The organism is Pseudomonas sp. NY8896 (assembly GCF_039634505.1).
In genome coordinates, this window is sequence record NZ_CP132350.1 from 1918644 (window position 1) to 1941554 (window position 22911).

Here is a 22911-nt window from a genome sequence, read left to right on the forward strand (position 1 = left end):
TCCTTTGGGGCAGCCGGACAAATTCTGCAATAATGCCGTAGGAAGGGGATGACGGCCAGTAGACGATTGGGGCCGCGTGGCGGCCCCAACAAGCGTTATGCCTCGTGGTCTTCCCAGTCACGGGTTCGCTCGACCGCCTTCTTCCAGCCGGCATACAGCTTCTCTTTCTGCGTTTCGTCCAGCTGCGGGCTGAACTCGCGCTCGATGATCGCCTTGTCGCGCAGCTCGTCCAGGCCGCTCCAGAAGCCACAGGCCAGGCCCGCCAGGTAGGCGGCGCCCAGCGCCGTGGTTTCGCGCATCTGTGGCCGTTCCACGCAGGTGCCGAGGATGTCTGCCTGGAACTGCATGAGGAAGTTGTTGGCCACCGCACCGCCGTCCACGCGCAGCTCGGACAGGTGCTGGCCGCAGTCCTGCTGCATGGCGTCGAGCACGTCGCGGGTCTGGTAGGCGATCGATTCCAGCGCGGCGCGGATGATGTGGTCCACCTTCACGCCGCGAGTCAGGCCGAACAGTGCACCACGGGCATACGGGTCCCAGTACGGGGCACCCAGGCCGGTGAAGGCTGGCACCAGGTAGACGCCGTTGCTGTCCTTGACCTTGCTGGCGAAGTACTCGGTATCCAAGGCGTCGTTGACGATCTTCAGTTCGTCACGTAGCCATTGCACGGTGGAACCACCGTTGAATACCGCGCCTTCCAGCGCATAGGCCACTTCACCGCGTGGGCCGCAGGCAATGGTGGTGAGCAGGCCATGGGACGACTTCACCGCCTGGTCGCCGGTGTTCATCAGCAGGAAGCAGCCGGTGCCGTAGGTATTCTTGGCCTGGCCTGGCTCCACGCACATCTGGCCGAACAGTGCCGACTGCTGGTCTCCGGCGATACCGGCGATGGCGATGCCGCTCTTGGTGTGGCCGTACACTTCCGAGGACGGGCGCACCTCGGGCAGCATCTGCCGCGGGATGCCCAGGATTTCCAGCAGTTTGTCGTCCCACTGCAGGCTGTGGATGTTGAACATCAGCGTGCGCGAGGCGTTGGTGTAGTCGGTGACGTGCACCTTGCCACCCGAAAACTTCCAGATCAGCCAGGTGTCGATGGTGCCGAACAACAGTTCGCCACGCTCGGCGCGTTCACGGGCGCCTTCGACATTGTCGAGGATCCACTTCAGCTTGGTACCGGAGAAGTACGGGTCGGTGACCAGGCCGGTGGTTTCACGAATGTACGCTTCATGGCCGTCACGCTTGAGCTGGGCACAGATCTCGGTGCTGCGGCGGCACTGCCAGACAATGGCGTTGTACACCGGGCGCCCGGTTTCCTTGTCCCATACCACGGTGGTTTCGCGCTGGTTGGTAATGCCCAGCGCGGCGACCTGGGCGTGGCTGATACCAGCCTGGGCCAAGGCCTCGACCATGGTCGCGCTCTGTGTGGCGAAGATCTCCATCGGGTCGTGCTCGACCCAGCCCGCCTGCGGGTAGTGCTGGGCGAACTCGCGCTGGGAGGTGCCCACCACGTTGGCATCACGGTCGAAGATAATCGCCCGCGAACTGGTGGTGCCCTGGTCCAGGGCGATGATGTAGTGCTTGTCCTGGGTGTCTGTCATGGTCGTAGGCCTTGCAAAAAAAGGGTTCAGGGCTGGGCGTGATGCCGGCATCAATTGACTTGAGTATCGCCCTGGCGATTGTCATTTGTCTCAGGGTTCGCGGCAGGCGACATTGGCAAGTTGCGGGCAATCAGGCCGCGATACGTCGCGGCACCCAGGCAGGCGCCAAGGATCGGTGCGAACACCGGAACCAGGAAATACGGAATGTCCCGTCCGCCAGTGAAGGCGATTTCGCCCCAACCGGCCAGGAAGGTCATGAGTTTTGGCCCGAAATCGCGGGCCGGGTTCATCGCGAAGCCGGTCAATGGGCCCATGGCGCTCCCGATCACCGCAATCAACAGGCCGATCAGCAGCGGCGCCATGGCTCCGCGCGGCAGGCCGTTGTTGTCGTCGGTCAGGGCCATGATCACGGCCATCAAAATGGCCGTGATCACCACTTCGACCGCAAATGCCTGGCCGGTGGACAGGGACGGGTGTGGGTAGGTGGAGAACACCGAGGCCAGCTCCAGGCTGGCTTCACTGCCGCGCAGCATGGCGTGGGCTTGTTCGAAATCGAAGAACAGGTTGCTGTACAGCGTGTACACCAGCGCCGCGCCACAGAAGGCGCCGCACACCTGGGCCAGCATGTAGAAGGGCAGCTTGCGCTTGTCGAACCCGGCGAACAGGGTGAGGGCGATGCTCACCGCCGGGTTCAGGTGCGCACCTGAAATACCGGCACTGAAGTAGATGGCCATGCTCACGCCTACGCCCCAGATGATGCTGATTTCCCACAGCCCGAAGCTGGCGCCCGCGACCTTGAGCGCGGCGACGCAGCCGGTGCCAAAGAAGATGAGCAGGGCAGTGCCCAGGAACTCGGCCAGGCATTGGCTGGACAACGTGGGTTGGCGTAGAGCAGTCGTCATGTATGACCTCGTTTTTTTTGTTGTGAGGCGCGTGGCGCTCGACAGCAAAGCCCGGTGTCTATCCCCATTGACCCCGGGCAGATGTAGGAATGCACCTTAAAAGTGCAGTGTTTATTCAGAAACGAAAAAATATAGACAAGAAACGCTGATGTCAAAGGTCGAAAGTGAACGACCAGTCACGATATGGTCGCTAAAATCCGCTTCGAATCCCCGTAGTAGAGGCGCGCGATTGTGGTGCGCTGGCTGGGATGTGGGATTTGTCCTAAAGTAGCCGCCGAGCCGTCCCAGACCGGAGCCCTTGCATGACCCCCGCCCTAGACCTGTTGAAGAAGCACCGCGCCGAGCACCGTGTGCACAGTTATGAACATGACCCCAAGTCGGCGTCGTATGGCCTGGAGGCGGCGGAAAAGCTCGGGCTCGACCCGCAACAGGTGTTCAAGACCTTGCTGGCTAGCAGCGAGAAAGGGGAGTTGCTGGTAGCGGTCGTGCCTGTGGTAGGTACCTTGGACCTCAAGGCCTTGGCCCATGCTGCCGGGGTGAAGAAGTGCGAGATGGCGGACCCTGCGGCGGCGCAACGGGCCACGGGTTACCTGGTAGGCGGTATCAGCCCGCTGGGGCAGAAGAAACGGCTGCGTACGTTCATTGACGAATCAGCGCAGAACTTCGCAACCATCCATGTCAGTGCTGGACGGCGTGGGTTGGAAGTGGAGTTGGCGGCGGCGGTGCTGGCCGAGCATACCCAGGGCAAATTTGCCGGCATCGGTCGGGGCTGAGATTTCTGGGCCGCAAGGCGGCCCCGAGATTTCGAATCAGGTCGCCGAACTGTACCGACGAACGCCATTCTCTTGCCGTGGCAATTGCGCCGCCACACTGCCCGGCACCGGGAACAGCACCAGGTGATCGGCCTTCACCGCAATCCCCACATCTTCGCCGACCTGATGGTCGTTATGGCTAGGGAAGATCGCCTCCAGCTGGCTGCCGGTAGGCAGTTGCAGGCGGTACAGGGTCGATGCCCCCAGGAAGCTCTTGCCGACGATGTTCGCCTGCAGTGAACTGCCGGGTGCATGCACGATATCGTCGGGCCGCAGCAGCACATCCACCGAGCTGCCTGGTGCCATGATGTAGGCACGGTTGCCGCGCAGTTCACCCAGCTCGGTATTGACGGCCTCATGGCTGCTCATCTGCCCACGGATGAAGTACCCCTGCCCAATGAAGCTGGCCACGAACGGCGTTTGCGGTTCGTGGTAAAGGTTGTAGGGCGTGTCCCACTGTTCCAGGCGGCCCTCCTTGAACACGCCAACCTGATCGCTGACGGCAAAGGCTTCTTCCTGGTCATGGGTAACCAGGATGGCGCTGGTACCGCGGCTTTTGAGAATGTCGCGAACCTCATGGCTCAGGCGCCGGCGCAATTCCACGTCGAGGTTGGAGAACGGCTCGTCCAGCAACAACAACTGGGGTTCAGGCGCCAGCGCACGGGCCAGGGCGACCCGCTGCTGCTGGCCACCAGACAGCTCATGCGGGTAACGCCCGCCCAGGCCGCCCAGCTTGACCAGTTCCAGCATCTCTTCGATGACGGCGGCCTGGCGTGGGTGCTTGGCGATGCCGAAGGCAATGTTCTGCGCCACGGTCAGGTGCGGGAACAGCGCATAGTCCTGAAACACCATGCCGATGCGACGCTTTTCCGGGGCCAGGGTGAAGCCTGCACGGGAAATGACTTCGCCGGCCAGCTGGATCTCGCCGTCGTGCACCGGTTCGAAACCGGCAATCGCGCGCAGCGTGGTGGTTTTCCCGCAACCGGACGAACCGAGCAGGCAACCAATGTCGCCTGCGTTCAGGTGCAGGTTGAGATTCTGGACGATGCGCTGATCGCCATAACCGCAGGCGAGGTTGCGCAGGTTGAGCAGTAGGGGTTGACTCATGCGTGGTGGTAAGCCGGTTCTACAAGGAATTCGAGAAGCGCCTTCTGTGCATGCAGGCGGTTTTCAGCCTCGTCCCAGGCGACCGACCGTGGGTCGTCGAGCAGGTCCTGGCTGATTTCCTCGCCACGGTGGGCGGGTAGGCAGTGCATGAAGAGGACATCGGGTGCCGCCAGGTCGAGCAGTTCGCGAGTGACCTGGTAAGGCGCGAAATGCGCCAGGCGCCGTGCAGTTTCCTCCTCCTGACCCATGGAAGTCCAGACATCGGTGACCACAAGGTGTGCATCGCGCACGGCTTGCTTGACATCACGGATGATCTGCACGCGGTCACCGCCCAGCGCCATGAAGCGTTGATCCGGCTCGTAGCCTTCGGGGCAGGCGATGCGCAGCTGGAAATCGAACTGCCTGGCGGCTTCGATATAGGAGTTGCACATGTTGAAGCCATCGCCGATCCAGGTCACGGTCTTGCCCTGGATCGAGCCGCGGTGCTCGAGGAAGGTCTGCATGTCGGCCAGCAACTGGCACGGGTGCGACTCGTCGGACAGGCCATTGATCACCGGCACGCGCGATTTGGCAGCGAACTCGGTCAGCGTGCTGTGGGCGTGGGTACGGATCATCACCACGTCAAGCATGCTCGACAGCACGATGGCACTGTCGCCGATCGGCTCGCCACGGCCCAGCTGGGTGTCGCGCGGGGACAGGAAGATGGCCTGACCGCCAAGCTGGATCATTCCGGCTTCGAACGACACGCGGGTGCGGGTGGAGGACTTCTCGAAGATCATGCCCAGTACGCGGTTCTTCAGCGGCTCGAACAACACGCCTCGTTTGCGCAAGTCCTTCAGCTCGATGCCGCGGCGGATCACCCCGAGCAATTCGTCGGTGGTGAAGTCCAGCAGGGAGAGAAAGTGCCTAGCGCTCATGATTGACTACCTTATCTGCAACGGTATGCAGGTCGACCGTATGGTTTTTTTTGACAACGGGAGTGACCTGCGGCGTAAGCCGCACGGGGCGGACGAAATAGGGAAAGGCGCAATACTATAAGTAAATGTCGCCTGAAGCCAAGGGGGGAAACAGTGGCCTGATTGCAAAGGGTGTTGCAAAGGGTGTCTTTACCCGTTGGCCCGTGCTGTTTTTTATTTGCTACACCAAGGTTGTACACGGCTTGCTGGCAATTTGGCAAATGGCTGTCGCAAATCGTGCGCCTGATGTCGGTGGATTCACGCGGCGAAGCGCACTGGCTGTGGGCTGGGGGTGAGCGCATAGTCACTGCTGGACAACAACAAGGCAGAGGCGGCCATGACCAAGACCCTGCATCACCGTGCCTGTCACCTGTGCGAAGCGATCTGCGGATTGAACATCGAAGTCAGTCACGAAGACGATGGGCGGGCGTTGATCAGCTCCATCAAGGGCGACCCGCTGGACCCGTTCAGCCGTGGCCATGTCTGCCCCAAGGCTGTGGCGTTGCAGGACATTCAGAATGATCCGGATCGCCTGCGCCAGCCACACAAGCGAGTAGGCGAGCATTGGCAGCCGATTGGCTGGGACGAAGCGTTCGCACTGGCTGCCGAGAAATTGTGGGCGGTTCAGCAAGCCCATGGGCGCAATGCCGTGGCGGTCTACCAGGGCAACCCGAGCGTGCACAACTACGGCTTGATGACCCACAGCAACTACTTCTTGGGCCTGCTCAAGACCCGCAACCGTTTCTCAGCCACGTCAGTGGACCAGTTGCCGCAACACCTGGTCAGCCACCTGATGTATGGCCATGGTCTGCTGCTGCCGATCCCGGACATCGACCATACCGACTTCATGCTGATTCTTGGCGGCAACCCGCTGGCCTCCAATGGCAGCATCATGACCGTGCCGGACGTGGAAAAGCGTCTGAAGGCCCTGCGGGCGCGTGGTGGGCGGCTGGTGGTGATTGACCCACGGCGTAGCGAAACGGCGGCAATGGCTGACACTCATCTGTTCATTCGCCCCGGTGGCGATGCAGCCCTGTTGTGCGGCTTGCTGAACACCCTGTTCGAAGAAGGCCTGGCGCGGGGGTCGCACTTACCGGTCAGCGGCCTGCAGCAGGTGCGCGAGGCCATTGCGCACCTGCTGCAGGCCGTGAGTGCCCACTGTGGTATTGCCGCAGCCGACATACGCCAGCTGGCAGGCGACCTCGCCGCTGCCGGGCGGGCAGTGTGCTACGGCCGCATGGGCGTCTCGACCCAAGCCTTCGGCACGCTCTGCCACTGGCTGGTGCAACTGATCAACCTGGTGACCGGCAACCTCGACCGCACAGGCGGCGCGTTGTGTACGGAGCCTGCCGTCGACCTGGTGGCGACCACCTCGGGTGGTCATTTCAATGCCTGGCAGAGCCGTGTGTCGGGCTTGCCCGAGTACGGCGGTGAATTGCCCGTGGCGGCCTTGGCCGAGGAAATACGCACGCCTGGCGAAGGGCAGGTGCGCGCATTAGTGACAGTTGCCGGTAACCCCGTGTTGTCGACGCCTAACGGCCGCCAGCTGGATGCGGCACTGGATGGCCTGGAGTTCATGCTCAGCATCGATCTCTACATCAATGAGACCACCCGCCATGCCGATCTGATCCTGCCCTCCACCTCGGCGCTGGAAAACGACCATTACGACAGCACCTTCAACCTTCTGGCCGTGCGTAACGTCACCCGCTTCAACCGGGCGATCCTGCCCAAGCCGGAGGGGGCGCTGCATGATTGGGAGATCTTCGTCGGCCTGGCGCAGGCGTTTGCCAGGCGTGCCGAACTGGAGTTGAAACCCACCTGGGCGCCTGCGCAGATGATCGATCTGGCCCTGCGCAAAGGGCGCTATGGTGAAGCAACGCCTTGGCAGCTCTCTCTGGAAACACTGGGCAACCATCCGCATGGGCTTGACCTTGGGCCGTTGCGCAGCAACCTTGCTGTACGCCTGGCGACTGCCAGCAAAACTGTCGAAGCGGCGCCCCAGGTGTTGCTGGATGACTTGCACCGCCTGGCGCAAATGACGCCACCTGTGCCGGGCGAACTGCTGCTGATCGGGCGTCGCCATGTGCGCAGCAACAACTCGTGGATGCACAACTTCCATCGCCTGGTGAAGGGCAAGCCACGCCATCAGTTGTTGATGCACCCGCAAGACCTGCAGCAGCGCCAGCTGCAGGACGGCCAGCGGGTGCGTATCCGCTCGCGAACGGGTGAACTTGAAGTGGAGGTGCAGGCCTGCGAGGACATGATGCCCGGGGTCGTCAGCTTGCCCCATGGCTATGGCCATGGCCGTCAGGGCGTGCACATGCAAATCGCCCAGGCGCAACCGGGCGTGAGTGCCAATGACCTGACCGATGAGCGCTTTCGCGATCAGGTTTCCGGCAACGCTGCCCTCAATGGCGTGCCCGTGCAAGTAGAGGCCGCGTAAGCAACGGCAAGGCCGAGCACGCTGCTCGGCTTTCCGATACAATGCGTCACCGTGCCGACGACCGCGTCGGAAAGTTCAGCTGAGGTGCTAGATGGATATCATCGATACGATCAAAGAGCAGATTGCCAACAACACCATTCTGCTTTACATGAAAGGCTCGCCGAATGCCCCGCAGTGCGGGTTCTCGGCCAAGGCATCGCAGGCTGTGATGGGTTGTGGCGAAAAGTTCGCCTACGTCGACATCCTGCAGAACCCGGAAATCCGCGCCAACCTGCCAAAATACGCTAACTGGCCGACGTTCCCGCAGCTGTGGGTAGCCGGCGAGCTGGTTGGCGGTAGCGACATCATGCTGGAAATGTTCGAAAAGGGTGAGCTGCAAACCCTGATCAAGGAAGCGGCTGCCAAGGCCAAGGCTGCTGAAGCCTGATCTTCCGGCAAGCATAAAAAAACCCGCTGATCGCGGGTTTTTTTATGCGGCGAATAATTACTCTTCGCCCATCTGCGACTGCAGGTAGTTTTCGATACTGATCTTGTCGATCAACCCCAGCTGGGTTTCCAGCCAGTCGATGTGTTCTTCCTCGGACTCGAGGATGTCTTCGAGCATGTCACGCGAGCCGAAGTCACCGGCGGTTTCGCAATGAGCGATGGCTGCTTTCAGGTCGGCCAGGCCTTTCTTCTCCAGCTTCAGGTCGCACTCGAGCATTTCCTTGGTGTGCTCGCCAATCATCAGCTTGCCCAGGTCCTGAACGTTCGGGATGCCTTCGAGGAACAGAATACGCTTGATCAGTTTGTCAGCGTGCTTCATCTCGTCGATGGATTCCTTGTACTCGTGCTTGCCGAGTTTGTTCAGGCCCCAATCTTCGTACATGCGTGCGTGCAGGAAGTACTGGTTGATCGCGACCAGCTCGTTTCCGAGGATCTTGTTGAGATGCTGGATGACGCTTACGTCGCCTTTCATTTCGGGTTCCTGCCCTGTAGAAGTGTGCCAATACACTGAAGTTTGAGCCCGATACTTAGGAGTGTCAAACCTAAGTTGTTGAATAATAAGTGAAAATTAATAGGAATAAGAATGTTTGTGAACCGCGTTGGAACGCTAACTTATTGAATTTTGGGCATAAAAAAACCGGACACAGGGTCCGGTTCTTCAAATTCTGGGCGTTCAGGCTGCGGTAAATTCTACAGGGTAGGGCAGGGATGCCTGGCTGACCTGAAGCTCGGTCAGGGTCTCGCGGACCACCTGTTTGGCCAGGCAGGCGCATTTGCCACACTGGCTGGCGACATTGGTCGCGGCTCGCACTTCCTTGTAACTGCAGCATCCTTCATAGATCGCATCGCGGATCTGTCCGTCGGTAACGCCGACACAAAGACACACATACATAAGGGCTGACCATCGCGGGTTGAGTCGATGGGTGGAGCTTAATGTTAATGAGAATGCTTGTCAAAGGACTTTCTGGAAGGGCCGTGCTTGAGCGACCGGCGGTTGCTTTGTCGATGGAGTCGGCCTGTCATCAGAAGCCGTGTATGATGGTCGGCCTTTGTTGGATGTCGGGCAGGCCCGTCTGGCCCGGCAAACGGTTTTTCACCCTCATCAGGAGATTACAATGAGCGTACTCGTTGGTAAGAAAGCCCCCGATTTCACCGTTCCGGCCGTGCTGGGCAATGGCGAGATCGTCGACAGCTTCAACCTGGCCTCGGCCATCAAGGGCAAGTACGGCCTGGTGTTCTTCTACCCGCTGGACTTCACCTTCGTCTGCCCGTCCGAGCTGATCGCTCTGGACAACCGTATCCCAGACTTCCAGGCGCGCAATGTGGAAGTGATCGGCGTTTCGATCGACTCGCACTTCACTCACAACGCCTGGCGTAACACCCCGGTCAACAACGGCGGCATCGGTCAGGTCAAATACACCCTGGCTGCCGACATGACCCACGAAATCTGCAAAGCCTACGACGTTGAGTCCGAAGGCGGTGTGGCCTTCCGTGGCGCCTTCCTGATCGACACCAACGGTGTTGTCCGCTCGCAGATCATCAACGACCTGCCACTGGGCCGTAACATGGACGAGCTGCTGCGTCTGGTCGACGCTCTGCAATTCCACGAAGAGCACGGCGAAGTTTGCCCTGCCAACTGGAAAAAAGGCGACAAAGGCATGAACGCTTCGCCAGAAGGCGTTGCTGCCTACCTGAGCGAGAACGCTGGCAAGCTGTAATTGCCACTCGCATAAAAAAACCGGCCTTCGTGGCCGGTTTTTTTATGCCTGGACTTCAAGGCTTCCAGTGCCTGTCCTGGCTCTTTGCTGCTCCTACAGGAGTGTGCATTCCCCTGTAGGAGCGGCCTTGTGTCGCGAAAGGGCCGCAAAGCGGCCCCTGGATTTCAGATCAATCGTTGAAATCACGCCAGCCGCCCATTTCCTTCCAGCGGTTGACGATGCCGCAGAACAGCTCGGCCGTCTTCTCGGTGTCGTAACGCGCCGAGTGCGCTTCACGCCCGTCGAAGTCGATGTCGGCGCTCTGGCAAGCCCGCGCCAGTACCGTCTGGCCATACGCCAAGCCTGCCAGTGTGGCGGTGTCAAAGCTGGAGAACGGGTGGAATGGGTTACGCTTCAGGTCATTGCGCGCCACTGCCGCATTGAGGAAGCCGAGGTCGAAACTGCTGTTGTGGCCAACCAGAATCGCCCGTTTGCAGCCATTGGCCTTGAGCGCCTTGCGCACGCCACGGAAGATGTCGGTCAGCGCGCTTTCTTCGCTGACCGCCATGCGCAGTGGGTGGTCCAGCTTGATGCCGGTGAATTCCAGCGCGGCCGCCTCGATATTGGCGCCCTCGAACGGTTCCACCCGATGGAAATAGGTGTGCTCGGGGAACAGGAAACCCTTCTCGTCCATGCCGATGGTGACGGCGGCAATTTCCAGCAGAGCGTCGGTAGCGCTGTTGAAACCACCCGTTTCAACGTCCACCACTACTGGCAAGTAGCCACGGAAGCGCTCGGCCATCGGGTGACGCGAGCCACTGCTGCCTTGGGCGTCCAGGTCGTCTTCGTAGAGGTCTTCGCTCACGCGTTTTCCTCCAGCAGGCGCCAGCGCAGTTTTTCACCGGCGCGCAGCGGGACTACGGTTTGCTCGCCAAAAGGCAGGCTGTCTGGGGCTGTCCATTCTTCGCGGACCAGCGTAATGGTGTCGGTGTTTGCCGGCAGGCCGTAGAAGGCCGGACCGTGCAGGCTGGCGAAGCCTTCCAGCTTGTCCAGTGCGTTACGTTGCTCGAACGCTTCGGCGTACATCTCGATGGCCGCATAGGCGGTGTAGCAACCGGCACACCCGCAGGCGGCTTCCTTGGCATGACGGGCGTGAGGTGCCGAGTCGGTGCCGAGGAAGAACTTCGGGTTACCGCTGGTAGCCGCGTCCAGCAACGCCACCTGGTGGGTGTTGCGCTTGAGAATCGGCAGGCAGTAGAAGTGCGGGCGAATGCCGCCGACCAGCATGTGGTTGCGGTTGTAAAGCAGGTGCTGGGCGGTGATGGTCGCACCAACGTTGGCCGGGGCCTCGGTGACGAACTGCGCGGCATCGCTGGTGGTAATGTGTTCGAAAACCACTTTCAGCGTTGGGAAACGCTCGACCACACGGCGCATATGCTCATCGATGAAGCGCTTTTCGCGGTCGAACACGTCGATCTCGCTGCGGGTCACTTCGCCGTGCACCAGCAGTGGCATGCCGACTTCCGCCAGCGCCTCGATGGCGGGGAAGATGTTGTCGATGCTGGTCACGCCTGAATCGGAATTGGTGGTGGCGCCGGCCGGGTACAGTTTGGCCGCGTACACGATGCCGCTGGCCTTGGCCGCACGCACGTCCTCAGGGCTGGTGCGGTCGGTGAGGTACAGCACCATCAGTGGCTCGAAGCGGCTGCCAGCCGGGCGGGCGGCCAGGATGCGCTCACGGTAGGCGCCAGCCTCGGCGGCATTGCGCACCGGCGGAACCAGGTTGGGCATGATGATGGCACGGGCGAAGGTACGCGCCACATCGCCAACGGTGTGGGGCAGGACGGCACCATCGCGCAGATGGATGTGCCAGTCGTCGGGGCGCAGGAGGGTCAGGCGATCGGACATTGGGGATTCCAGGCGGGTCGAACTCAAGCCCCAATCGTACCGGAAAACCCTGGGGCGAGCACGGCTATCAAGTTTTCCGGGCGGCGTCCGATAGCCTGCAGGTAAGCCGTCAGAATTTGTGGAGCCGCCCGTGCGCCAGCGTTACCTAGCCCTGTTGACCCTGTTCGCCAGCCTGCCGGCCGGCGCACTGACTTTCCAGACGCGCATGGAGAACATCGCCTGGAAGGTCGAGGGTGATCAGTTCGAATGCCGCCTGATCCAGCCGATCGAAGGTTTCGGCAGCGGAGAGTTCGTGCGCCGGGCAGGTGAGCAGCCAGTGTTCCAGCTGCGTTCGGACAGCAACGTACTGGGGGCAGGTACCGCCAGCCTGCTGGCGGCGGCGGCGCCATGGCAGCCTGGACGTGGTGATATCAACCTGGGCAGCGTGCGCATGGCCCGTACCGGTGTGCTGTTCAGTTCGTCCCAGGGCCAGGCCAGCCGCCTGATAAACGGTCTTCTCGACGGGCGCAGCACAGTGGTGCGCAATTACGCCGGTGAGGCCGGCAGGCCAATGGAGGTGCGCGTGCTGCCGGTCAGCTTCGCCAAGGCCTACAGCGACTACCAAGCCTGTGCCGGCAAGTTGCTGCCGATGAACTTCGACCAGGTTCGCCAGACCCAGGTAGGCTTCCCGGGGGGCGGCACCGAGCTGGATGCGTCGGCGCGTGCACGGCTGGATGTGATCCTGGATTACATGAAAGCCGACCCGACGGTGAACCACATCGAGCTTGACGGCCACTCTGACAACAGTGGCAACCGGCTGACAAACCGTGACCTGTCACGCCGGCGCGCGCTCGCGGTGGCCGATTACTTCAAAGCCCATGGCGTGGCGGAAGAACAGATCATCGTGCGCTTCCATGGTGAGCAATACCCATTGGTGAAGAACAACAGTGCTGCCAACCGGGCGCGTAATCGACGGGTGAATATCGAGCTGGATCGGGTTACGGTAGTTGTGAAACCGGTGGAGAAACCTGCCGAAAAAGCCCCTGAACCAACTGCATCAGCGCCAGCTGCCAAGTAATCTGCGCGCCTGTCGGGAATTGATCGCTGCTACAGGCGCCGTCGCCCTTGCGAAAGTTCCTGTCGCTTTGTCGTCAGAAGCTGTCGCCCCACTGTAAATTTGTGCGCAAGGCCGTTAGAATCGATGCCTTTCCGTACAACCCCGTGGAGTGATGGCATGGCGGACGTAAAAAAGGTCGTACTGGCGTATTCCGGCGGCCTTGATACTTCGGTGATTCTCAAGTGGCTGCAGGATACCTATAACTGCGAAGTGGTGACCTTCACCGCTGACCTGGGTCAGGGCGAAGAGGTCGAGCCGGCCCGTGCCAAGGCCCAGGCAATGGGCGTTAAAGAGATCTACATCGACGATCTGCGCGAAGAGTTCGTGCGTGATTTCGTATTCCCGATGTTCCGCGCCAACACCGTCTACGAAGGCGAGTACCTGCTGGGTACTTCCATCGCCCGTCCGCTGATCGCCAAGCGCCTGATCGAAATCGCCAATGCAACCGGTGCTGACGCCATTTCCCATGGCGCCACCGGCAAAGGCAACGACCAGGTACGTTTCGAGCTGGGTGCCTATGCGCTGAAGCCAGGCGTCAAGGTCATCGCTCCATGGCGCGAGTGGGACCTGCTGTCCCGCGAGAAACTGATGGACTACGCCGAAAAGCACGGCATCCCGATCGAGCGTCACGGCAAGAAGAAGTCGCCGTACTCGATGGACGCCAACCTGTTGCACATCTCCTACGAAGGCGGTGTCCTGGAAGATACCTGGACCGAGCACGAAGAAGAGATGTGGCGCTGGAGCGTCTCGCCCGAAAACGCCCCAGACCAGGCTACCTACATCGAGCTGACCTACCGCAACGGTGACATCGTTGCCATCGACGGCGTCGAGAAATCCCCGGCCACCGTGCTGGCCGACCTGAACCGTATTGGTGGTGCCAACGGCATCGGCCGCCTGGACATCGTCGAAAACCGTTACGTCGGCATGAAGTCGCGTGGCTGCTACGAAACCCCTGGCGGCACCATCATGCTCAAGGCCCACCGTGCCATCGAGTCGATCACGCTGGACCGCGAAGTTGCTCACCTGAAAGATGAGCTGATGCCGAAATACGCCAGCCTGATCTACACCGGCTACTGGTGGAGCCCGGAGCGTCTGATGCTGCAGCAGATGATCGACGCTTCGCAGGTCAACGTGAATGGCGTTGTGCGCCTGAAACTGTACAAGGGCAATGTTACCGTGGTTGGCCGCAAGTCGGACGATTCGCTGTTCGATGCCAACATCGCCACCTTCGAAGAAGATGGCGGCGCCTACAACCAGGCGGACGCTGCCGGCTTCATCAAGCTCAACGCGCTGCGTATGCGCATTGCTGCCAACAAGGGCCGTTCGCTGCTCTGATTGCTGGCTTGTGCAATAAAAACCCCGGCTCAGGCTGGGGTTTTTTTATGCGCGAAGAATATTCAAGGCATTGAGCTGGAGTGGTTCGCAACATCGTCCTCAAGTGCACTGATCGACAGTTGCGCACACTGGCGTTTTTCCAGGTTGTAAAAGCGCCAGGTTCGCGTTGGCACGGGCGATTGGGCAAGTGCATGCAAGAGTTGTTGCTCCATCAAACGATAGGCGTCCGGGCCGGAGAACATGAATGTGACCGGTTCGCCCTGAACCACTTCATGGTTATCATCGGCCATGGCGGGTGTGGCCACACTGTTCGGCGCTGGCGTATTGTCGTGTGTGGATCTGTTGGGTGAAGGGCTGTAGAACGACTTGTAATTGAAGTTGAGCGTCAGAAAAAACAGTGCCGTCAGAAAGAATGGAAAGCCTACCAGGAACCAGGTGTAGAGCTTCTGGCTGGATTCGCTAAGAAACGGCAATGTGGCAAGTGCGGAGGCTTCGATAATCCCCGCGAAGATGGCAATGATCGTCAGCGGGGCGACAGGTTGAGCTTGGGGCATGTGGGCCGTCTCCTGCGGTTTCGCCCATCTTTACCTCACGCGGGTACTCAACTAAAGACAGGAGTGTTTTCCGAGGGCGGAATAATCGCCATTACGCATCGTTGCTTTGCTTTTTCAACATGTTTGCGCAGGCGTTTCTTCGGCTTAAGCTCAGTTTTCAACTGGTGCGTTTTTGCAGGTGGGTGATACCTTCAATCCAGGTGACAAGGTATTTGCTTGTTACAGTCATAGTCGTGATGTGTAGGAAATTTCTGTAAGCGTTGTAAGTTTTGTCTGTCCATGAGTTTCGCCGGGAAATCACCGCGCCAGCAAGCGCCCTGTCGGTTATCTTGGCGTGCCAAAGCAATAACAATGAATGGATATCGCATGAATAAAGTGCTTATCGTGGATGATCACCCGGTCATACGCCTGGCCGTACGCATGCTGATGGAGCGGCATGGGTATGACGTTGTGGCGGAGACCGACAATGGGGTGGCTGCGCTGCAGCTGACTCGGCAACACCTGCCGGATATCGTGGTGCTGGATATCGGTATACCGAAACTGGATGGCCTGGAGGTGATCGCCCGCATGGCCACCTTCAGCCCGGGCAGTAAGGTACTCGTGCTGACGTCGCAGGCCCCCGGCAATTTTTCGATGCGTTGCATGCAGGCGGGGGCGGCAGGTTACGTGTGCAAGCAGCAGGAGCTTACCGAGCTGCTTAGCGCCATCAAGGCCGTGTTGTCGGGTTACAGCTATTTCCCCAACCAGGCGTTGCATGCGTCACGTGGCAGGGGCGCAGCTAGCGAGGCGGATATGGTCAATCGCCTTTCGGCGCGTGAAATGACGGTGCTGCAGCAACTGGCGCGGGGGCGTTCGAACAAGGAAATTGCCGACAGCATGTACCTCAGCAACAAGACGGTCAGTACCTACAAGTCGCGGCTATTGCTCAAGCTCAATGCGCGCTCGCTGGTAGACCTGATCGAGCTGGCGCAACGGCAAGGTCTTAGCTGATCGCCAGGCCTGGAAGCCTCCCGCCAGGAGGCTTTGCCAGGGCTGCATGTCCTACAGGTCGTAGTCGAAATCGGCCAGCTGCTTTTGCAGGCGCCGTTCTTCCAGCATGTTGTCGATGGTGCGGCGTTTGCTCAGGTTGGTCTTTGCGGTTTCCACCTGGGGCTCCGCGTCATCGTCTGCGGCAACAAAATCATCTTCGATCGACAGGTCGTCTTTGTCGGTACTCATGAGTCGCTCCAAGCCAAGGGGCCATTGGCCGTCCTTATAACCAGAAAGCAGACGCTGGTAAAAAAGATTTTTTCAATCGTCAAGCGTGGTTTCTAGCTATCGGCTCAATCGTCGGAGGTTTTGTGCTTGTACTCGCACAAATCTTCGATCCTGCAACTGCCGCACCTTGGCTTGCGCGCCTGGCACACATAACGTCCGTGCAGAATCAGCCAGTGGTGGGCGTCTAGCAGGTAATCTTTTGGTACGAACTTGACCAGTTTCTTTTCCACTTCCAGCACCGTTTTGCCTGGCGCAATTCCCGTGCGGTTACTCACCCGATAGATATGGGTATCCACTGCCATGGTCGGTTGACGGAATGCGGTGTTGAGGACCACGTTGGCGGTCTTGCGGCCCACGCCAGGCAGCGCCTCCAGCGCTTCACGGGTTTGCGGTACCTCGCTGCCGTGGCGCTCGATCAGAAGCCGGCAGGCTTCTATGACATTCTTGGCCTTGCTGTTGTAAAGCCCGATGGTCTTGATGTACTCGCTAAGCCCTTCAACGCCCAGGGCATAGATGGCCTCGGGGGTGTTGGCGACGGGGAACAGGCGCGCTGTGGCCTTGTTGACGCCGACGTCGGTGGATTGCGCGGACAGCGTCACGGCGACCAGCAGTTCGAACGGGGTGGTGTAGGCCAGTTCGGTCTTCGGGTCGGGGTTGTCTTCGTGCAGCCTGCGAAAAATCTCCAGGCGTTTGGCGGCATTCATGAAATCAGAGCTTTCCTTGACGACGTGGGTGGGCTGAGCCCGGACGCAAGCGATTGTACAAGGCCAGCAGCAGTCCGAGCAGTAGCAGGGCGCCGGGGGCCAGGCTGGCCAGGTGCAGGTCGGCAAAATTGGCCAGCCATTGGCGGCTGGCGCCAAGCAGCAGGCAGCTGGCAAACACCGCGCCGAGGTGCACGGCGAGTACGCGCCAGCGCTGTTGGTCCGGCAGCAGGAGGTCGCAGGCCAAACACTGCAGGCACAACAAGGCGGGATAGAAGCCGAGCGCCAGTGCCAAAGGCAGCGACCAGGCAAGCAGTGCCATTTGCAGGCAGCAGGCCAAGGCGGCCAGCAACAGAAGGCTGGCCAGCGCGTAGGCCCAGCTGGCCAGACGCGGACGCAACGGTGCCAGCAACAGTTGGTGCATGCCCCCCATCACTACCGCACACAATCCGATGGTGGCGCCCTCGGTCAGGGTGCGGGTGGCGCCCAGCATGGGCACCAGGCTTACGGCCAGGAGGCAGAATCTATTCATGCGTGGCGTTCTCCAGCAGTACGCTGCGCTGCTCGTCAAAATAGCTCAGCGCCTCCTGCAATGCGGCGATCACTGCCCGCGAGGTCACGGTCGCGCCGGCCAATTGGTCAAAGTCGCCGTGGTCCCGCTTCAGCGCCCAGTGGTCGTTCAATTGGCGGTTTTCGAACTGCCCCAGCCAGTGCAGTTGCGGGTCGCCTACGCGTGCCCCCAGCCCAGGGCTTTCCTGTTGTTCGACCACCTGGCTGCCGATCAGCCGGCCGTCTGTGGCGATGGCAACACTCAGCACAATCGGCCCGGCATAGCCTTGGGTTTGCGTGACCAGGATAATAGCGCTTGGCTTGCCCGCCAGCGTGGCACGGTAAGCCGCCAGGATGTGGCTGTTGGGCCGCTGTGCGGCGGGCCTCGGTAGCGGGTTGTCCAGTGGCTGGTTGTCAAAACTGCCCTCGGGCAGCACTGCCAGGCGTTGGCGGCTTTGCAGTTGCTTCTCGGCGCTGGTGATGGCTGGGCCGGTCCAATGCCGCCACGCGAAAGTGGCAGACACTGCCAATACGCCAGTCAGCAACAGCAGGCCCATATCATGTGCCAGGCGCTTCATCGGGTAGCCTGCTGGCGCTGCGTGGCCAGGCGCTCGAGCGTCGGCGCCACAAGGTTCATCAGCAAGATGGCGAACGCAGTGCCATCCGGGTAGCTGCCCCAGGTACGAATCAGGTAGATGAGCAGCCCTGTTCCCAGGCCGAAGCACAGCCTGGCCCATTCGTTCCTGGGGCCGGAAACTGGCTCGGTGGCAATGAAGAAGGCTGCCAGCATGGTCGAACCGGAGAACAGGTGCAGCAAGGGCGAACCATTGGAGTCCGATCCCGAACCGTTCCAGCCCAATAAACTGAATACGAACAGCCCTGCCAGCAAGCCCGCCGGCGCATGCCAGCTGATTACCTTGCGCTGCAACAAGAACAGGCCACCGAGCAGGAATGCCAGGTTGACCCATTCGCTTCCTGCACCGCCAATGCTGCCGAAGCCCGGATGGCTGGCAAACAGCTCGTCGATGGTCAGGCTGCGGTTGTGGCGCAAGCCGTCGAGCAGGGTTGGCCGGGCCCAGGCATCGACCTGATCGCCCCCGGCGAACACTTGCTGCAGGCTGTCGAGCAAGCCCGGGGCCGGCCCTGGCCAATGGTTCATCTGCAACGGAAAACTCAGGAGCACAAAGGCATATCCGACCATGGCCGGGTTGAACAGATTTCGCCCAACCCCACCAAAGGCCTGCTTGCCGATGCCGATGGCAGCACTTGCCGCGATCACCGGCAACCACCACGGGGCGAGCGTGGGCAGGGCGGCCGCCAGTAGCACGGCGGTCACCAGTGCACTGCCATCGTTTAGCGCCGTGCTGGGTGATTGGCCGCGCAACGCCAGCAGCGCCGCTTCGCACAGGAGTGCCGCACTGGCACACAGCAACAGGTTCAGCAGCATGCCCCAGCCATGCAGCCATAACAGCGTCAGAAGGCCGGGCAAGCAGGCCAGCAAGACCAGGCCCATGCTGGTACGTAGCCGCGGGTCGGGACTGTTGATCATTGGCCGAACATTCCGTTGAAACCGGAAAACGCCATGGCCATTACCCCGGCGCCGATCAATTCGATGGGCAGGCCGCGCAGTACACCAGGGATGTCGGCATGGGCACTGCGTTGGCGCAGATCACTGAACACCATCAGCGCCAGCCAAAAGCCTCCTCCTGCCAGCAAGGCTTGCAGCAGCGTGGCTGACCAGGGGCTGTCGTCGCTTGCCTGCTGCAGGCCCAGCCCCAGCGCCAGGGCATTGCTCGACAGCAGCGCTGGTAACCCCACTACGGGCCAGGCCGGGCGCCACTTGGCCATTAGCCAGGGCAGGCCCCAGGCAAGCAGTGCCAGCCAGGGCAACAACAGGAACAGAGCAAGATCATGGATGTGCAGCGGGGCAAGTACCCCGCGCAGCAGCAGCTGTGCGCCGATCACGCCCAAGGCGATGCACAGCGCACCAGCCAGCCCGTGTACATGCAGATGCGGCCTGGAGAAAGGCTGTTGCAGGAGGCACAGGTGATTGACCAACGCGGCGCTTATCAGGACCAGGATGTAGTCATTCATGAGATGAAGATAGCCGGGAATCGGGAGGGACGGCCGGCAATCGAGGTACAGAAAGAACTGCCCCGGCACGAGGGCCGGGGCAGAGGGGTTACTTGATGCGCTGGCCTGGCTTGGCGCCGCTGTCCGGGCTCAGCAGGTAGATTTCTTCACCGCCAGGGCCGGCAGCCATGACCATGCCCTCGGACACGCCAAAGCGCATCTTCCGTGGCTTGAGGTTGGCCACCATCATGGTCAGGCGGCCTTCCAGCTTGGACGGGTCTGGGTAGGCCGACTTGATACCGGAGAACACGTTGCGGCGCTCGTCACCGATGTCCAGGGTCAGTTGCAGCAACTTGTCGGCACCTGCCACGGCTTCGGCCTTGACGATCAGCGCCACGCGCAGGTCGACTGCCGCGAAGGTATCGAACTCGATCTCCGCTGACAACGGGTCCTTGGTCAGCTCGCCATTGCCCGCTGGTGCCTTGGCTTGCGTAGCCAGCAGGTCTTCCTTGCTGGCTGCGACCATGGCTTCGACCTTGGCCGGCTCGATACGGCTCATCAGGGCCTTGAACGGGTTCAGTTTGTGGTTTTCCAGGCGCGACAGGTGGTCGCTCCAGGTCAACGGGGCAACGTTGAGGAACGCCTCGGCGTCGGCGGCCAGCACCGGCAGTACCGGCTTGAGGAAGATCACCAACTGACGGAACAGGTTGATGCCTTGGGCGCAGATGGCCTGTACTTCATCCTGCTTGCCTTCCTGTTTGGCCAGCGACCACGGGGCCTTGTCGGCGATCCAGGCGTTGGCGCGGTCGGCCAGCGCCATGATTTCGCGCATGGCGCGGCCAAAATCACGGGCTTCATAGGCTTCGGCGATGGAGGGTGCGGCCGTCAGGAAGGCTTCGGTCAGCTCAGGCGCGGCATCACCGCTTACCATCACACCTTCGTTGCCCTTGTGGATGAAACCTGCGCAGCGGCTGGCAATGTTGACCACCTTGCCGACCAGGTCGGAGTTGACCTTCTGCACGAAGTCTTCCAGGTTCAAGTCCAGGTCGTCGACGCCACGGCCCAGCTTGGCCGCGTAGTAGTAACGCAGGTATTCCGGCTGCAGGTGGTCAAGGTAGGTACGGGCCTTGATGAAGGTGCCGCGCGACTTGGACATCTTGGCGCCGTTGACGGTCAGGTAGCCGTGCACGTTGACCGCGGTCGGCTTGCGAAAGCCCGCGCCTTCGAGCATGGCAGGCCAGAACAGGGCGTGGAAGTTGACGATGTCCTTGCCGATGAAGTGGTACAGCTCGGCCTTGGAGCCTTCGTTCCAGAAGGCATCGAAGTCCAGCTCCGGGCGGCGCGCACAGAGGTTCTTGAAGCTTGCCATGTAGCCGATTGGCGCATCCAGCCAAACGTAGAAGTACTTGCCCGGCTCGCCCGGTATTTCGAAGCCGAAGTACGGCGCATCGCGGGAGATATCCCACTCCTGCAGGCCGGAGTCCAGCCATTCGGCCAGCTTATTGGCTACCGCGTCCTGCAGGGTGCCGCTGCGGGTCCACTGCTGCAGCATGGCCTGGAAGTCGGGCAGCTTGAAGAAGAAGTGCTGGGAGTCACGCAGTACCGGTGTGGCGCCGGAGATCGCCGACTTGGGGTTTTTCAGTTCGGTGGGTGCGTAGGTGGCGCCGCATTTTTCGCAGTTGTCGCCATACTGGTCTTCGGCCGCGCACTTGGGGCAGGTGCCCTTGATGAAGCGGTCGGCGAGGAACATACCCTTTTCCGGGTCGAAGTACTGGGTCACCGAACGGGTGGCGATGTGACCGGCTTCACGCAGGCGCGTGTAGATCAGGCTCGACAGCTCGCGGTTTTCTTCGCTGTGGGTCGAGTGGAAGTTGTCGAAGTCCACCAGGAAGTCGGCGAAGTCGCTGCTGTGCTCGGCCTGGACATTGGCGATCAGCTGCTCCGGTGTGATGCCTTCTTTCTCGGCACGCAGCATGATGGCGGAGCCGTGGGCGTCATCGGCGCAGACGTAGATACACTGGTTGCCGCGCATTTTCTGGAAGCGGACCCACATGTCTGTCTGGATGTACTCGAGCATATGGCCTAGATGGATCGATCCATTGGCATAGGGCAGGGCGCTGGTGACGAGAATCTGACGTGGCTCGGACATGGTGGCTCGGCTACTTATCTGGCTACGGGGTAAAAATGAGGGTGATCGGCCACTATAAAGGGCTGGCGAAGATATTTCACCCCGCAAGCGCATCTGCTGACGATTGACGGGTTAGGATAGGCGCCTGTTTTACATTCAGTTTGCCAATGGGAGTCTCCATGAGTGCCGTCACCCGTGCCGCCGTCGAAGGCGTGCTTCGCCAGTACACCGACCCCTACCTGAACCAGGACCCGGTCAGCGCCGGCTGCGTGCGTGCCATCGATATCCAGGGCGGGCAGGTCAGCGTGCAGTTGCAATTGGGCTATGCCGCCGGGCTGTTCAAGAACGGTTGGGCCCAGGTGCTGCAAACCGCCATCGGCAACCTTGAGGGCGTCAGCGGCGCCCAGGTGTCGATCGACTGCGTGGTGGCTGCGCACAAGGCCCAGGCCCAGGTGCCGGCCATGGCCAACGTCAAGAACATCATCGCTGTGGCGTCGGGCAAGGGCGGTGTGGGCAAGTCGACCACGGCGGCCAACCTGGCCTTGGCCCTGGCCCGCGAAGGTGCGCGGGTAGGTATTCTCGATGCCGATATCTACGGCCCCAGCCAGGGTGTGATGTTCGGTATCGCCGAGGGCACCCGCCCGCAGATTCGCGAGCAGAAGTGGTTCGTGCCGATCAAGGCCCATGGCGTGGAAGTCATGTCCATGGCCTTCCTCACCGACGACAATACACCGATGGTATGGCGTGGCCCGATGGTCTCCGGCGCGCTGCTGCAACTGGTGACCCAAACCGCCTGGGATGACCTGGATTACCTGGTGATCGACATGCCGCCGGGCACCGGTGATATCCAGCTGACCCTGGCGCAAAAGGTACCGGTGGCCGGTTCCGTGATCGTTACCACTCCGCAGGACCTGGCGTTGCTGGATGCCAAGAAGGGCGTGGAGATGTTCCGCAAGGTCAATATCCCGGTGCTGGGTGTGGTCGAGAACATGGCTGTGCATATCTGTTCGAACTGCGGCCATGCCGAGCACCTGTTCGGTGAAGGCGGTGGCGAGAAGTTGGCCAGCCAGTATGGCGTCGACCTGTTGGCATCGCTGCCGTTGTCGATGCTGATCCGCGAGCAGGCCGACAGCGGCAAACCGACGGCGATCGCCGAGCCGGAAAGCCAGATTGCCATGGTCTATCAGGAGCTGGCTCGCCAGGTGGGCGCGCGGATCGTGCTGCAGGAAGCAGCGGCACCGGCGATGCCGAGCATTACCATCAGCGAAGACTGACGCACTTCCTGTTGGAGCGGCCGTTTAGCGACACAAGG

Annotated in this window: 24 protein-coding genes; 8 read left to right on the forward strand and 16 right to left on the reverse strand. The window is 60.9% G+C overall.

The annotated features are described in order from the left end of the window. Positions 1-95: 95 nt before the first annotated feature. Together glpK and Q9451_RS08585 are read right to left on the reverse strand one after the other, a co-directional pair. Complete coding sequence (glpK, locus tag Q9451_RS08580) at positions 96-1595, reverse strand: glycerol kinase GlpK (RefSeq protein WP_012273893.1); 1500 nt, start codon at positions 1593-1595, stop codon at positions 96-98. 50 nt (positions 1596-1645) lie between these two features. Further along, positions 1646-2497 (reverse strand): MIP/aquaporin family protein, encoded by an 852-nt coding sequence (locus Q9451_RS08585; RefSeq protein WP_012273892.1) that lies wholly within the window; start codon positions 2495-2497, stop codon positions 1646-1648. Positions 2498-2799: 302 nt separating this feature from the next. On the opposite strand from Q9451_RS08585, the gene ybaK reads away from it, so the two are divergent. After that, positions 2800-3270 (forward strand): Cys-tRNA(Pro) deacylase, encoded by a 471-nt coding sequence (gene ybaK, locus Q9451_RS08590; RefSeq protein WP_012273891.1) that lies wholly within the window; start codon positions 2800-2802, stop codon positions 3268-3270. A gap of 36 nt (positions 3271-3306) precedes the next feature. Here ybaK and Q9451_RS08595 read toward each other — a convergent pair whose 3' ends face one another. Beyond that, on the reverse strand, positions 3307-4416 hold the full coding sequence (locus Q9451_RS08595; protein ID WP_012273890.1) for an ABC transporter ATP-binding protein: 1110 nt from the start codon (positions 4414-4416) through the stop codon (positions 3307-3309). Next, positions 4413-5333, reverse strand: a complete 921-nt coding sequence (argF, locus tag Q9451_RS08600) for an ornithine carbamoyltransferase (RefSeq protein WP_012273889.1) — start codon at positions 5331-5333, stop codon at positions 4413-4415. Before argF ends, Q9451_RS08595 begins: the two co-directional genes overlap by 4 nt. A 376-nt stretch (positions 5334-5709) precedes the next feature. Between argF and Q9451_RS08605 the strand changes: the two genes are divergently transcribed. Together Q9451_RS08605 and grxD are read left to right on the forward strand one after the other, a co-directional pair. Continuing rightward, complete coding sequence (locus tag Q9451_RS08605) at positions 5710-7815, forward strand: molybdopterin-dependent oxidoreductase (protein ID WP_345960900.1); 2106 nt, start codon at positions 5710-5712, stop codon at positions 7813-7815. Between the two features lie 91 nt (positions 7816-7906). After that, on the forward strand, positions 7907-8242 hold the full coding sequence (gene grxD / locus Q9451_RS08610) for a Grx4 family monothiol glutaredoxin (protein WP_012273887.1): 336 nt from the start codon (positions 7907-7909) through the stop codon (positions 8240-8242). Positions 8243-8299: 57 nt separating this feature from the next. Here the strand turns inward: grxD and bfr are convergent, their stop codons facing one another. Both bfr and Q9451_RS08620 read right to left on the reverse strand, forming a co-directional pair. After that, positions 8300-8773 (reverse strand): bacterioferritin, encoded by a 474-nt coding sequence (bfr, locus tag Q9451_RS08615; RefSeq protein WP_012273886.1) that lies wholly within the window; start codon positions 8771-8773, stop codon positions 8300-8302. A 201-nt stretch (positions 8774-8974) separates the two neighbouring features. Further along, entirely contained in the window at positions 8975-9193 is a 219-nt protein-coding gene (locus Q9451_RS08620; protein WP_012273885.1) for a bacterioferritin-associated ferredoxin, read from the reverse strand. A gap of 223 nt (positions 9194-9416) precedes the next feature. On the opposite strand from Q9451_RS08620, the gene Q9451_RS08625 reads away from it, so the two are divergent. Beyond that, positions 9417-10019, forward strand: a complete 603-nt coding sequence (locus tag Q9451_RS08625; RefSeq protein ID WP_012273884.1) for a peroxiredoxin — start codon at positions 9417-9419, stop codon at positions 10017-10019. Between the two features lie 169 nt (positions 10020-10188). Here Q9451_RS08625 and rnt read toward each other — a convergent pair whose 3' ends face one another. Both rnt and pyrC read right to left on the reverse strand, forming a co-directional pair. Beyond that, positions 10189-10863 carry a ribonuclease T gene (gene rnt / locus Q9451_RS08630; RefSeq protein ID WP_012273883.1) on the reverse strand — a complete coding sequence of 225 codons (675 nt, stop codon included), beginning with the start codon at positions 10861-10863 and terminating at the stop codon, positions 10189-10191. Next, on the reverse strand, positions 10860-11906 hold the full coding sequence (pyrC, locus tag Q9451_RS08635) for a dihydroorotase (RefSeq protein WP_012273882.1): 1047 nt from the start codon (positions 11904-11906) through the stop codon (positions 10860-10862). The genes rnt and pyrC overlap by 4 nt, the downstream gene beginning before the upstream one ends. A gap of 130 nt (positions 11907-12036) precedes the next feature. Between pyrC and Q9451_RS08640 the strand changes: the two genes are divergently transcribed. Together Q9451_RS08640 and Q9451_RS08645 are read left to right on the forward strand one after the other, a co-directional pair. Continuing rightward, positions 12037-12963, forward strand: a complete 927-nt coding sequence (locus Q9451_RS08640) for an OmpA family protein (RefSeq protein ID WP_012273881.1) — start codon at positions 12037-12039, stop codon at positions 12961-12963. 156 nt (positions 12964-13119) lie between these two features. Next, positions 13120-14337 carry an argininosuccinate synthase gene (locus Q9451_RS08645; RefSeq protein ID WP_060493331.1) on the forward strand — a complete coding sequence of 406 codons (1218 nt, stop codon included), beginning with the start codon at positions 13120-13122 and terminating at the stop codon, positions 14335-14337. A 62-nt stretch (positions 14338-14399) separates the two neighbouring features. Here Q9451_RS08645 and Q9451_RS08650 read toward each other — a convergent pair whose 3' ends face one another. Next, on the reverse strand, positions 14400-14891 hold the full coding sequence (locus Q9451_RS08650) for a hypothetical protein (protein WP_012273879.1): 492 nt from the start codon (positions 14889-14891) through the stop codon (positions 14400-14402). A gap of 366 nt (positions 14892-15257) precedes the next feature. On the opposite strand from Q9451_RS08650, the gene Q9451_RS08655 reads away from it, so the two are divergent. Continuing rightward, positions 15258-15881, forward strand: a complete 624-nt coding sequence (locus tag Q9451_RS08655; RefSeq protein ID WP_012273878.1) for a response regulator transcription factor — start codon at positions 15258-15260, stop codon at positions 15879-15881. Between the two features lie 51 nt (positions 15882-15932). On the opposite strand, the gene Q9451_RS08660 is transcribed toward Q9451_RS08655, so the two are convergent. The 7 genes from Q9451_RS08660 to metG all read right to left on the reverse strand — a co-directional run bounded on the left by Q9451_RS08660 (position 15933) and on the right by metG (position 21620). After that, positions 15933-16109 carry a hypothetical protein gene (locus Q9451_RS08660; protein ID WP_012273877.1) on the reverse strand — a complete coding sequence of 59 codons (177 nt, stop codon included), beginning with the start codon at positions 16107-16109 and terminating at the stop codon, positions 15933-15935. 104 nt (positions 16110-16213) lie between these two features. After that, the gene (nth, locus tag Q9451_RS08665; protein ID WP_012273876.1) at positions 16214-16852 is read right to left on the reverse strand and encodes an endonuclease III; all 639 of its coding nucleotides are present in this window, start codon (positions 16850-16852) and stop codon (positions 16214-16216) included. A 4-nt stretch (positions 16853-16856) separates the two neighbouring features. After that, on the reverse strand, positions 16857-17381 hold the full coding sequence (locus Q9451_RS08670) for a hypothetical protein (protein ID WP_012273875.1): 525 nt from the start codon (positions 17379-17381) through the stop codon (positions 16857-16859). Further along, complete coding sequence (locus Q9451_RS08675) at positions 17374-17976, reverse strand: RnfABCDGE type electron transport complex subunit G (RefSeq protein WP_012273874.1); 603 nt, start codon at positions 17974-17976, stop codon at positions 17374-17376. The genes Q9451_RS08670 and Q9451_RS08675 overlap by 8 nt, the downstream gene beginning before the upstream one ends. Next, positions 17973-18947, reverse strand: a complete 975-nt coding sequence (locus tag Q9451_RS08680; RefSeq protein WP_012273873.1) for an RnfABCDGE type electron transport complex subunit D — start codon at positions 18945-18947, stop codon at positions 17973-17975. Before Q9451_RS08680 ends, Q9451_RS08675 begins: the two co-directional genes overlap by 4 nt. Beyond that, positions 18944-19492, reverse strand: a complete 549-nt coding sequence (locus Q9451_RS08685; RefSeq protein WP_012273872.1) for an Rnf-Nqr domain containing protein — start codon at positions 19490-19492, stop codon at positions 18944-18946. The genes Q9451_RS08680 and Q9451_RS08685 overlap by 4 nt, the downstream gene beginning before the upstream one ends. Before the next feature lie 88 nt (positions 19493-19580). Further along, positions 19581-21620: a methionine--tRNA ligase gene (gene metG / locus Q9451_RS08690; RefSeq protein WP_012273871.1), complete on the reverse strand. Its 2040-nt coding sequence runs from the start codon at positions 21618-21620 to the stop codon at positions 19581-19583. Positions 21621-21778: 158 nt separating this feature from the next. On the opposite strand from metG, the gene apbC reads away from it, so the two are divergent. Beyond that, a complete protein-coding gene (gene apbC / locus Q9451_RS08695; RefSeq protein WP_012273870.1) occupies positions 21779-22873 on the forward strand; it encodes an iron-sulfur cluster carrier protein ApbC in 1095 nt (364 codons plus the stop codon). Positions 22874-22911 lie beyond the last annotated feature (38 nt).